The 11,761-nt window shown below is 48.5% G+C and carries 13 protein-coding genes; 6 read left to right on the top strand and 7 right to left on the bottom strand.

Translation table 11 applies throughout. The features are described from left to right. Positions 1 to 39 precede the first annotated feature (39 nt). Both BWI93_RS25430 and BWI93_RS25425 read left to right on the top strand, forming a co-directional pair. The gene (locus tag BWI93_RS25430) at positions 40 to 456 is read left to right on the top strand and encodes a hypothetical protein (RefSeq protein ID WP_141217602.1); all 417 of its coding nucleotides are present in this window, start codon (positions 40 to 42) and stop codon (positions 454 to 456) included. Positions 457 to 755: 299 nt separating this feature from the next. Beyond that, positions 756 to 1,370: an outer membrane beta-barrel protein gene (locus BWI93_RS25425; RefSeq protein ID WP_141217601.1), complete on the top strand. Its 615-nt coding sequence runs from the start codon at positions 756 to 758 to the stop codon at positions 1,368 to 1,370. Between the two features lie 17 nt (positions 1,371 to 1,387). On the opposite strand, the gene BWI93_RS25420 is transcribed toward BWI93_RS25425, so the two are convergent. After that, complete coding sequence (locus BWI93_RS25420) at positions 1,388 to 2,152, bottom strand: O-methyltransferase (protein ID WP_094816652.1); 765 nt, start codon at positions 2,150 to 2,152, stop codon at positions 1,388 to 1,390. Between the two features lie 89 nt (positions 2,153 to 2,241). Next, complete coding sequence (gene apaG / locus BWI93_RS25415; RefSeq protein WP_094816650.1) at positions 2,242 to 2,628, bottom strand: Co2+/Mg2+ efflux protein ApaG; 387 nt, start codon at positions 2,626 to 2,628, stop codon at positions 2,242 to 2,244. A gap of 166 nt (positions 2,629 to 2,794) precedes the next feature. Between apaG and ung the strand changes: the two genes are divergently transcribed. Continuing rightward, positions 2,795 to 3,460: a uracil-DNA glycosylase gene (ung, locus tag BWI93_RS25410; RefSeq protein ID WP_094816648.1), complete on the top strand. Its 666-nt coding sequence runs from the start codon at positions 2,795 to 2,797 to the stop codon at positions 3,458 to 3,460. Positions 3,461 to 3,686: 226 nt separating this feature from the next. On the opposite strand, the gene BWI93_RS25405 is transcribed toward ung, so the two are convergent. Both BWI93_RS25405 and BWI93_RS25400 read right to left on the bottom strand, forming a co-directional pair. After that, a complete protein-coding gene (locus BWI93_RS25405; protein ID WP_094816646.1) occupies positions 3,687 to 4,055 on the bottom strand; it encodes a cyclic nucleotide-binding domain-containing protein in 369 nt (122 codons plus the stop codon). Between the two features lie 130 nt (positions 4,056 to 4,185). Further along, on the bottom strand, positions 4,186 to 4,893 hold the full coding sequence (locus BWI93_RS25400) for a Crp/Fnr family transcriptional regulator (protein ID WP_094816644.1): 708 nt from the start codon (positions 4,891 to 4,893) through the stop codon (positions 4,186 to 4,188). A 132-nt stretch (positions 4,894 to 5,025) separates the two neighbouring features. Between BWI93_RS25400 and BWI93_RS25395 the strand changes: the two genes are divergently transcribed. Both BWI93_RS25395 and BWI93_RS25390 read left to right on the top strand, forming a co-directional pair. Continuing rightward, positions 5,026 to 7,521: a heavy metal translocating P-type ATPase metal-binding domain-containing protein gene (locus tag BWI93_RS25395; RefSeq protein ID WP_255158067.1), complete on the top strand. Its 2,496-nt coding sequence runs from the start codon at positions 5,026 to 5,028 to the stop codon at positions 7,519 to 7,521. A gap of 301 nt (positions 7,522 to 7,822) precedes the next feature. After that, positions 7,823 to 8,569, top strand: coding sequence for an acyl-CoA desaturase (locus BWI93_RS25390; RefSeq protein WP_094816642.1), 747 nt, complete (start codon positions 7,823 to 7,825; stop codon positions 8,567 to 8,569). 110 nt (positions 8,570 to 8,679) lie between these two features. On the opposite strand, the gene BWI93_RS25385 is transcribed toward BWI93_RS25390, so the two are convergent. The 3 genes from BWI93_RS25385 to BWI93_RS25375 form a co-directional block, all read right to left on the bottom strand. After that, positions 8,680 to 10,287: a catalase gene (locus tag BWI93_RS25385; protein ID WP_094816640.1), complete on the bottom strand. Its 1,608-nt coding sequence runs from the start codon at positions 10,285 to 10,287 to the stop codon at positions 8,680 to 8,682. 16 nt (positions 10,288 to 10,303) lie between these two features. Further along, complete coding sequence (locus BWI93_RS25380) at positions 10,304 to 10,789, bottom strand: ankyrin repeat domain-containing protein (RefSeq protein WP_094816638.1); 486 nt, start codon at positions 10,787 to 10,789, stop codon at positions 10,304 to 10,306. A gap of 227 nt (positions 10,790 to 11,016) precedes the next feature. Continuing rightward, a complete protein-coding gene (locus tag BWI93_RS25375) occupies positions 11,017 to 11,235 on the bottom strand; it encodes a hypothetical protein (protein WP_094816636.1) in 219 nt (72 codons plus the stop codon). A gap of 29 nt (positions 11,236 to 11,264) precedes the next feature. Between BWI93_RS25375 and BWI93_RS25370 the strand changes: the two genes are divergently transcribed. Further along, positions 11,265 to 11,705, top strand: coding sequence for a group III truncated hemoglobin (locus BWI93_RS25370; protein ID WP_255158066.1), 441 nt, complete (start codon positions 11,265 to 11,267; stop codon positions 11,703 to 11,705). Positions 11,706 to 11,761 lie beyond the last annotated feature (56 nt).

Below are 11,761 nucleotides of genomic sequence, written 5' to 3'. Positions count from 1 at the left end.
TTCTTAGTCCTGAATTTGAACAAAAAACGAAAGAACGCCATGAAAACCTCCTTTTTCTCCAAAGCCTTTTTTGTCGCCGCTACGTTGATGATTGGTACTGCTGCCTGCACGCAGGCCCAGCCCTACGGACGTTACGATGACCGGTATGATCGTCGCGATCGGGATCGTTACGAAGATCGCCGCTATAACAACCGGGGACGCTTTAATCCTGAATTTCGGCAGCAACAACAAAATAGAAGAATCGATCAGGGTATCCGATCAGGGCAATTGACCCGCCGGGAAGTACGGGATCTAAAACGCTTGCAATCGCAAACGGATCGGGCCATTTACGCAGCTCGCTCCAACGGATATACTTCCCCCCGCGAACGAGCCCTGATTAGTGACTTACAAGATCGAATCGACCGGGCCATTACCTGGGAAAGACGCGATGGCCAGGGATACCCGAATCGCTGGTAAAATATTGGGAGCCCTGGAGACGTGTGATTGGATAGAAGGGATAGGGCTTCCTTTGTAATTCGAGTGATTGGTTTGACAGGTGAGCGGAGTGGTCGGTGAATTTTCGCCGACCACTTTTTTGTTTTTATCCTCCCGAGAAGCAGGTAGGATACTTCCCCACATAAGTCTTATTCTCTAATAAAACCCCAAAATGTAGACATTCCTACCCGATCTGCTAAAAGCTCCCGGGCCTCTTAGAGGGCTTGGCACTTTTTTTTGATGATGATGTACGGATTAATTACCTAAACAACATTATCTCCATGAAAGCAATTCGTTTATATGCAAGTTTGGCTCTGGTAGCCGTACTAGCTTCCTTCAGCTTTAACTCATTTGGACAAGTAGGTTTTACTTTACACGGAACAGCTGCGGCTCCTAACCTGGACAATGCAGAAGTTAAACCAGGTGTGGGTGCTGGTTTGAAAGTGTTCCTTGGCCCTAATGTAGCCGTAGGTGCTGCCGCCAAGTACATTGCCATCTCCTACGATTATAACCAGAACGTAGGTAATAATCTGGAAAACCGTGGATCACTGGTGCCTCTGACGGGTACTCTGGACATCTTCCTGACCAGCGGTGTGGTTCGTCCTTACATTGGAGCAGAAGCAGGTGCTTACTTACGCACGACGAAAGTAAACCTGGCTGGAAGCGAAATTTACAAGTCTACTGATACCCGCTTCGGAGCGGCTCCTAAACTGGGTCTGGCTTTCGCACTGGGTGGCGTAGGTTTGTTTGCTGAAGGTAGCTACAACTTCATCTTTGGTAGCAAAGACGGAAGTGCCAGCACTGGTACCGTAAACAACATTCGTTGGGAAAACCCCAGCAAACTTTGGGCAGTTAACGTAGGTGTTACCTTTGGTTTCCCCCGTACAAACAACTAAGTAGCCCGTTTCACCCCTTAGAAACGAAGGACAAAATGCTGGGTTGGTTGTTTCTTTCGAAAGAAAACCAAGCCCACAAAAAACAAGTCGATCGTTACTGTGACACTTGGATGAGCCTGGATTTCGGTCCAGGCTTTTTCCATTTCCTTGGACCAGTGAATATCGTCAAAGACAAAAACACTATCGGCATGAGCCTTACGCAGGCAGGTCTCAAAGTACCGAACGGTGGGCTCATACCGATGATTGGCGTCGAAAAAAGCAAAATCAATTTGGGTAACCTGCTCGACTTGGGCTTTCAGTGTTTCATCCAGATTTCCCGTTACAATCGTTACCTGAGAAGCCGACTGTAAATTACCAGCGGCCACGCGGGCGGTTTCCGGGCAGCCCTCGAAGCTATAAATTTTACTTTGGGGAGCAGCTTTCGCTTCGTACAAAGTAGTGATACCCAACGATGTTCCCAGATCAAAAATGACCTGGGGCTGAAAGTGGGCAATGAGGCGATAGAGTAACTGAGAAAATTTAGGCGTTTTCTGAGCATTCCTGGCAATAGTCGAAATTTTACGCCTTGGAGCATTAGTACGGCGGGAGCCGGCTCCGTAATCCACAATTTCAATTTCATCCGTCCGAGCTTTCATGGCTGCACGAATGCCTTCAATCTCTTCAAAGACCGGCTGCTTTTCCCGGGAACGAATGACTTGGGTATATAAATCAAAAACGAATGGTGAATGTAAACCATGTTCGTTTCCGGCGGTAAACAGATACCGAAGGTAAGAAGCAATCAAGATGGCTCTTGCTTATCGCGATTGAATGTTCTTCGCTCCAAGCTTCAATTAAAAGTGATACGAAACGTGAGACGGGCTATTCGCAAAGATTAGTTAAGCTTATACGGCACAATCAACAGAAATTCCGGAATCTGTACCAGAAACTCGCGACCGTCGTACATGCGTTCCATCAGGTAACTGCCCGCCATTTTGCCCATGGTGGTTTGCAGGTTACTGCCGGATACATACTCGTGCACCTGTCCAGGCTCAAGTACGGGTTGCTGGCCAATCACGCCCTCCCCTTCTACCTCGCGGGTTACACCATTGGAATCATAAATGAACCAATGGCGGCGACGCAGTCGAATCGTATGATCGGACTGGTTTTCGATACGCACGCGATACGTAAATACAAAATGCTGCAGGGAAGCATTGGAATGATCGGAAATGAATTCCGTAATCACACTAACTTTGATGCCTTCCGTGATGGCCGTTACCATAATCGTGTCCTTGTTTGACGAAACTGCTAAAAGCTAATCAAATCGAAATTAACCGTCAGCAAGATACGGGGCAAATCCTGGAATTGATTTTTATATTTTTTAATCCCGGGGTATTCTTGCTCATGCGTTGAATGTCCTAGCTTCGACTTCTCTAATTAACTGCCGTATGAACGTTCAGATTGCCGAATCGTGGAAACCTTATTTGCAACCGGAATTCGAAAAACCGTATTTCGGTGACTTAGTATCCTTTATCAAAAATGAGTATGCCACCCAACGGGTTTACCCACCGGGCAAGCTGATGTTTAACGCGTTTAATCACTGTTCGTTTGAGGATACCAAGGTGGTCATTTTGGGTCAGGATCCTTACCATGGTCCCAATCAGGCCAATGGGATGGCATTTTCTGTCAACGAGGGTATCCGGACCCCGCCTTCGCTAGTCAATATTTTCAAGGAAATCAAAGACGATTTAGGAAAGCCCATACCCAAATCCGGTGATCTCACCCGCTGGGCCGATCAGGGCGTATTACTGCTCAACTCGACCCTCACCGTACGCGAAGGGCAGGCGGGTTCGCACCAGGGCAAAGGCTGGGAAACCTTCACCGATGCGGTCATCCGGATTTTGTCCGAAGAAAAAGAAAATCTGGTATTTCTACTTTGGGGAGCCTATGCTCAGAAAAAAGGGGCTGTCATTTCGCCCGATAAACATTTAATTCTGAAAGCCAAGCACCCTTCGCCCATGTCGGCCAACTATGGCGGCTGGTTTGGCTGCAAACATTTCAGCCAAACCAATGCCTATCTTCATAGTAAGGGGTTACCGGAAATTGAGTGGTAAGGTGGGGTAAGTACTTTGTTTTCGTCTGGCTTTTACTTGGACCGCTGGCACTTGCGTGTCAGCGGGTTTTCTTTATCCGGATGTCAGGTGATTACTACCTTCTAGCCTTATACTCTAGACAAAAGGCTTTGAGAAAAGATTGATCGTTTGTATAAATTCAACGTATAGATACTTGGCGGATTATCATGTTGTGTAGGGGATTCCGCTCAATCTTTCTCAAAGCCTTTCATTCATAACTCTTCTGCATCAAATCCATCTGATCGCATAGCTTGATCATGAAGTAGCGACGGGCCATCCGATGTTCCTCCATAAAGTGCTCGATTTCCTGTTTGTCAAACACCAGCAAAATGGATTCGTCATTCACCTTTACGGAAGCCTGATGCTCCACGTTCAGCAAAGCTTCGTGTAATCCTAAAAAACAGCGGCTCTGGAGGCGATGGTTTTCTTTCCCATTTTCGGGTAAAATTTCGACCGATCCGTCCTTGAGATAAAAAACAAACTCAGCAAGCTGTTCTTTCCGGTACAGATATTCGCCTTTGTGGGCGTACAACTCCGTACCCCGAGCCAGTAATAATTTCTCCGTATCTAGTAGCATGGTTCTTCGTCTGGCTTTTCCCAACCGGGAAGTAAAGCTCAATGGTAAGGCGAAGTTGCTGGAAATCAGCCTCGTTTGAAATGATAAAAATCAGTGGTTTCAGTGATGTGATTTAGTGGCTTTCGCACGCCTAATCGTATAACTGACTGATTTTCAACAAACGATCGGGCTTTAAAATCGTAATGGTACTACCATGCGAACTCACGATCCCTTCTTCCTTGAATTCAGACAAAAAGCGGATGACCGTTTCCTTGGCCGTACCTACAATCGCCGCCAGATCTTCCCGGGAGATGGCGATACTGAACAGATCTGCTACCTCGGTTTTATGGTAGGTCGATTTAAGGAGCAACAGGGCTTCAGCCAGCCGTTCCCGTACGGGTTTCATTGCCATATGGATCATCCGTTCCTGCGACTCCCCCAACGCTTTCGCCAGCATTTTCATCAGATCATTGGCCACTTTCACATTCGAATCAATCAGAGAATTAAAATCCGTAGCGGGCAAAAAGCAGGCCTGCGTATCGTCCAGAGCTACTGCCGAGGCCGTGTATTTGGTATTTTCAATCAGGGAACGATAGCCCAGCGTATCGCCCGACTTCGCCAGACGAATGATCTGCTCCTTCCCTTCTGAGTTAAGTCGGCTGATTTTCACTTTTCCGTCGAATACACAAAACAGACCGAACGGGCGATTGCCTTCGTGGAAAATGACCTGTCCCTTTTTATACGTGTGAAAGCACTTATTCTCATTCATCTCCAGCAATTCGTCGTGCTGACAATTTTTGAACAGCGAATGTTCACGAAAAGCACAACGTTGGCACTCAGGAGCAGCTTGCGATTTCATCAGGATCTTGTTTAAATGCCAAAACGTATATGGTATTACTACCGGTTGGCCTGACAAAGTTGCAAGGTCACATCAGTTAGAAAAATGATAAAAATCAGTTTCCGGACTTAATTCCAATCATGGAAAAAGGAAATGGAAAAGCGGACTTTTGGGGCTGCAACGAACGTAACATCCGCCGTTGTCATCCGGCTTTCCCAGGTCTTGCCTGATTTACCTGCCATGAACAGCTCCACTGCTTCCTTATCCATTGCTGCACCTACGCATTGCTACCATTGTGGCAATGATTGTGCGGAAGATGCCCTCCACGTAGACGATAAAACGTTTTGCTGTGAAGGCTGCAAGACCGTTTACGAACTACTGGCCGACCACGAATTATGCGGGTACTATTCGCTGGGAAAAAGTGGGATTGGCACCTCTCCCAGTTTAGCCCGATTCGAATTTCTGGATCACGCCGAAATCAGTGATTCCTTACTCGATTTTCAGAACGATACGCAGGCGAAAGTAACGTTTTATCTGCCCGCCATCCACTGTTCTTCCTGCCTGTATCTGCTCGAACACCTGCCGCGTCTCCATCCGGCGGTATTAACCAGTCGGGTCGATTTTATGAAAAAGCAGGTTAGCATTCTGTACCGAAAAACGGGCGATAACCGAATTTCACTACGGGAGCTGGCCGAACTGCTAGCCTCGGTAGGGTACGAACCGCTGATCAGCTTACAGGATGTGGTGAAAGAACAGCAAAGCCCTACCTACCGGAATCTGCTCACACGTATTGGTGTTGCGGGTTTTTGTGCGGGAAACATCATGCTCTTTAGTTTTCCGGAGTACCTGGGGCTGGAAGATGATTCGTATAAGGTACTCTTTGGCTGGCTTAGCCTGATTCTGTCGTTACCGGTCGTGTTTTATTCCGGCGGCGGGTATTTTGAATCGGTGTACAAAAGTCTGCGGGCTGGGCGGCTTAACCTCGATTTCCCAATTCTGCTGGGTATTCTCGTCGCCTGGGGACGGAGTGTCTACGAAGTGCTTTTTCTGCAACAGAACGGCTACTTCGATTCACTAACGGGCCTGACGTTCTTTTTGTTGGCTGGACAGTGGTTCCAACAGAAAAGCTACGCCTTTCTTTCCTTCGAGCGGGATTATAAATCGTACTTCCCGCTGGCCGTTACGCGGATTAAGAATTTCCTGACGGCTGAGACGGAAAGCATTCCTGTTCAGCAGCTTCGTCGGGGGGATCGCATCCGAATTCGGCACGGCGAGCTTATTCCTGCCGATAGTCTTTTATACCGGGGAACGGGCCTGATCGATTACAGTTTTGTGACGGGAGAAGCGGCCCCCGAATCCAGAACAGTGGGCGAACTGGTCTACGCGGGGGGCCGACAACTGGGCGATTCCGTGGAGCTGGAAGTACTGAAAGACGTTTCCCAAAGTTATTTAACCCAACTCTGGAATCATACGGCTTTTGCTAAAGGTCAGGAAAGTCGGCTGAAATCCTTTGCGGATCAGGTCGGTAAATACTTCACCATTAGCGTACTCACGCTGGCAACGTTAACGGCCCTGTACTGGTACGTGTACGATCCTTCCAAAATCCTCAACGCTTTTACGGCGGTACTGATTATTGCCTGTCCCTGTGCTCTGGCTCTTTCGTACCCTTTTGCTCTGGGTCACGGCATGCGGATGCTCGGCCAGAAAAAGCTATATCTGAAAAATGCCGAAGTCATTGAGCACATCGCTCAGTGCGATACGCTGGTTTTTGACAAAACGGGTACGCTGAGTACGACCGAAGTCAGTCCGATCCAGTATCAGGGCGAACCGCTCACGGCAGAGGAACGCGTGGCTCTGGCTTCGCTGGTTCAGCATTCTACGCACCCGATCAGTGTAAAACTGCTGGAATATCTCCAGGAATCAACACGAAAACCCGTTACAGGATTCGAAGCTGTAACCGGAATGGGACTTTCCGGTGTCGTCGATACGCACGTACTGAAATTTGGCTCCGCGGCCTGGGTAGGTGCTTTAGACCGGGAAGGTTCCGCTAGCTTTTTTAGTATCGATGGGCAGGTGAAAGGGGCTTTCCAACTCGTGCACCAGTACCGCGAAGGCCTCGACGAAACACTGACGCAGCTGGCTCATTCCTACGAACTGTACGTTCTTTCCGGCGATTCTGATACGGAGAAGCGTACGCTCAGTCGCTGGTTTCCCAGTGATCACATGGTCTTTCGGATGAAACCCGAAGACAAACTAGCGTTCATCCAAACGCTTCAGCAACAGGGTAAAAAGGTAATGATGCTGGGCGATGGACTCAACGATGCCGGAGCCCTGAAACAGGCCGATGTGGGGATTGCCCTGACGGACAATACGCTGCATTTCAGTCCGGCCAGCGATGCCATTTTGGAGGCGTCTCAATTGAAAAATGTAGGACACTTCCTCAAATTCAGTCGTACGGGCCTGAAAGTCATCCAGTTCAGCTTCCTGATTTCACTGGTCTATAATTTCATCGGCTTAAGCTACGGACTCACGGGTAATCTGGCTCCAATTGTAGCAGCCATTCTCATGCCTGTCAGCTCAGCCTCCATGCTTTTCATTGCCATTACGGGGATGCACTGGGCGAGGCGACGGGAGTTAGCAAGAGTTTAAGCAGGTTTGAGGAGTATAAAGTTTGAAAAGGTTTAAAGTTTCATTGTGGATTTGAGGAGGGTTTGATAAAGGCTTGAAGGGCTCTAGCCTTGAAAACGTTTTTAATTCTTTTTGAAGGTTTAAAAAGGCCAGGAAAAGGCTTTTCAACGCTTGTCACTCCAACCTTCCCTTCAAACTAACTCAAACTTAAACCCCTCAAACTTCACACTCCTTCAAACCTCCTGAAACCTAATCAAACCTGAAACCCTACTCAAACCCACGACCAACTCCATTAAATCCTTTCACACTACAACACCTTTCCATGTACATTCTGATTTTCTTTCTGGCTCACTGGTATCTTTCCCTGTTTTCACAAACGTTTTTCCTGCATCGTTACGCGGCTCACCAGATGTTTACGATGTCGAAGGGTTGGGAGCGATTTTTCTACTTTTTCACCTGGGTTACGCAGGGTTCGAGTTTCCTGAGTCCGTATGCGTACGGGGTCATGCACCGGCTGCACCATGCCTTTGCCGATACCGAAAACGATCCACACTCCCCCAGCTTTTCGGACAATGCTTTTGATATGATGTGGAAGACCAAGAATATCTACAACCGCATTTTGAAGCATAAGGAAAACGTAGACCCGAAATACTTCAAGAACGTTCCGTACTGGGGCTTTATGGAAAAGATTGGCGATAACTGGCTTTCGCGTATCGGCTGGGGTACGGCCTATACGCTGTTTTACATGCACTACGCGACTAGCCCCTGGATGTATTTACTGTTACCAATCCACTACCTGATGGGACCGGTACACGGGGTGATTATCAACTGGTTTGCTCACAAGTACGGCTATACGAATTTCAAAGTGAATGATACGGCGAAGAATCTGCTGCCTTTTGACTTTCTGATGATGGGCGAATCCTACCACAACAACCACCACAAGCTGGGTGGACGGGCGAATTTTGGTGTACGCTGGTTTGAGTTCGATCCGACGTATCCGTTTATTCTGCTGTTCAATAGCCTGGGTATTCTGAAACTGAAGAAGAATAATGATTTGAATTATATGTGAGGGTTGAATTGCAGGTTGTAAAACAAATCGAGTCTACGAATCTTCTTAACAAGATTCATAGACTCGATTCTCATACAGCGTCGGAACTCATGCCGACTGATTCAATCCGCTTAATACGGCTTCGACTCGTGGCTTTCTTCTTCGGCCTGCTTTACCGCATCTTTTGAAGACGTACTACCAATCGGACCTTTCTGAATGTCCATGCTGGCGGCGGCTTTGAGGCCGTCGGCTACGCGTTGACCGTATTCCGGATCGCACTGCGTGAACAGATCAATCATCCGGTCCTGGATTTCCTTCTTGGCCGGAGCCAGCGTATTGACCAGGTTGGTGATCAGATCGTCGCGTTCCCAGTCTTCAAACGTCCGGTAGCGTTCGCCCGCCTGAGCGAAGTTGTTCTGACGATCGATTTTCTGACGTACCAGCTTGGCTGCATAGTAAGGTTCGTAATCATTGCCGGCTTTAGGGGCTTCCTGTAGACCATTCATCACCGAAGGCTCGTAGTTTACGTGCGGATTGCCCCCTTCGGGTACATCTACGTGATACGCCATTTGTCCATCCCGCTGATTGGTTGCCACGTGTGTTTTCGGAGCGTTGATGGGCAGTTGCAGGTAATTACTACCAATGCGATACCGCTGCGTATCCGAGTACGAGAAAGTACGGCCCTGCAGCATTTTATCGTCGGAGAAGTCCAGACCGTCCACCAGTACACCCGTACCAAAGGCCGACTGTTCTACTTCGGCAAAGTAATTTTCCGGGTTACGCTTCAGCGTCATTTTACCGACGGGCAACCAAGGGAACTGATCCTGCGGCCAGATTTTGGTATCATCCAGCGGGTCGAAGTCGAGTTCCGGATGATCATCATCGCTCATGATTTGCACGAGTAATTCCCACTCGGGGTAATTACCTTCCTCAATGGCGTCGAACAAATCCTGGGTTGCGTGATTGAAGTTTTTACCCTGTACTTCCTGGGCCTGCTCCTGCGTCAGGTTTTTGATTCCCTGCAGGGGCTCCCAGTGGTATTTGACGAGTACGGCTTCGCCTTCGGCATTCACCCACTTGTACGTATTCACGCCCGAACCCTGCATTTGCCGGTAATTGGCCGGAATGCCGTAGGGTGAGAACAAAAACGTAATCATGTGCATCGCCTCGGGCGTACCGCTGATAAAATCAAAAATGCGTTCGCCGTCCTGACGGTTCGTTACAGGATCGGGCTTGAAGGCGTGTACCAGATCGGGGAACTTCATGGCGTCCCGAATGAAGAACACTTTCAGGTTATTTCCGACCAGATCCCAGTTCCCGTCTTCGGTGTAAAACTTGACGGCAAAACCGCGGGGATCCCGCAGGGTTTCGGGCGAATGACCGCCGTGAATCACCGAAGAGAATCGGACGAATACGGGGGTTTGTTTTCCCTTTTGCTGAAATAGCTTTGCTCGGGTGTATTTGGAAATGGGCTCATCCCCTACCGTACCGTACGCCTCGAATACGCCGTGTGCTCCGGCTCCGCGAGCGTGCACCACGCGTTCAGGAATGCGTTCGCGGTCGAAGTGGGAGATTTTTTCCAGAAAGTGGTAGTTTTCCATCGTGGCCGGGCCGCGATTCCCTACCGTACGGATACTTTGATTGTTAGTGACGGGGTGACCCTGGCGAGTGGTCAGCGTTTTGTCGGAATCAGTACCATTCGCATGGCCATTCTGATTCGCACCGTTTTCATTGCTCATAGGTAACTTGATTTATTTATGAATTAGAGGATTTCTGGGCGTGTAAGGCAGCCACTAGGGTTTCGTAGCTCTCGGCATTTTCCTGGACCATGGCGTAATCAATGGGGTTTTTCCCGAAACGATCTTTCAGTAAGGGATCAGCCCCGTGTTGTAATAGTAACTCGACTAATGCTTTATGATTGAATGTGGCCGCAAAGGTTAGAGCCGTGGCTCCGTTCCCATTGGTAGTATCTACTGCCGCTCCGAATTCAAGCAACAATTGGGCTATTTCGGTGTACCCTTTGAAACAAGCTCCCATCAAGGGCGTATTGCCCATGGCATCCTGAGCGTCCGGATTTGCCTGAGCTTCCAGTAAGAGCCGGACTGCTTCCGGGTGGTTATAATACCCGGCAATAATCAGGGGCGTACTTCCGCGGGCATCGACTACGTCGGGATGTAGCGTTTCCAGTTCCTGCTCCAGGGCTTCGAGGTTGTTTTGCCGGGCGGCTTCAAAAATGTCCATAGTGTACTCGTCGGGATCGGTTAAATAGAGGGTAATTACTGATATTTTTGATTCCCTGCCAAGATAGAAAAATTGATAACAAAATGAGCGAATGCCGGGCGAAGCACTAATGGATTTATCAGCCAGGCCAACAACCGTTCATTCCTCTTTTCCCTGAGGGAAGAAGTAGAACATTTCTCAATAATCGTGCCATTCCAAAAACCCGATCAGCTTTGTTTATCAGCTAATTAGTTAGGTTTATAATCTTCGTAAAATTGCTCGTCGAAGGTACGACCGCTCGGAACGCCGTACTTTAAAATGCGATACGCCATCCAGCCCACGACCACGGGAGACAGCAACCAAAGCGTGGCGACTACGGGCGTGGAAAGCCAACCCAGGTTAGCCCCGACCGTATAAACCAGTAAGTACAGGGTTGCAAAAAATAGTGGGAAACGAACGTTTTTCATGGCTAAGTTGATTTAACAGTGTTGATTTGATGCTCATCTCTTTTAAGCACCCTTCGATGGACTCCCCCACAAAAAAGATATTCCTTGATAGCCCCGAAGCCGTTCGGCATCTGGTAGATTCATTCTACGAGAAAGTACAGCAGGATTCTCTGCTGGCTCCCATCTTTACAGAGGTTGCCCAGGTAGACTGGTCGAAGCATATGCCGAAGATGTACGCGTTCTGGGAAAATTTGCTGCTGGGCAATAACACCTACCACGGCCATCCGTTCCGTCCACATCTGATTGTCAATCAGAAACATACGCTAACGATTGAGCACTTCGAACGCTGGTTGCAGTTGTTTACGCAAACGCTTTCGGAAAACTTTGAAGGCCCCATGGCCGAGCAGGCCCGCGAACGGGCAACGCAGATTGCTCTGGTCTGGAATTCCAAATTGGAATACCTCAATAACGACTCGTATATGGAACGCTAAACCCGGCGATTTCCTCTTCTCCTTCGAAAATCACCCTAAAGGGTGATTTTTGTCAT

The organism is Siphonobacter sp. BAB-5385 (assembly GCF_002261125.1).
Lineage (GTDB): Bacteria > Bacteroidota > Bacteroidia > Cytophagales > Spirosomataceae > Siphonobacter.
Note: the sequence above shows the minus strand (reverse complement) of the source record. Positions and strands in the feature narration are given on the sequence as shown.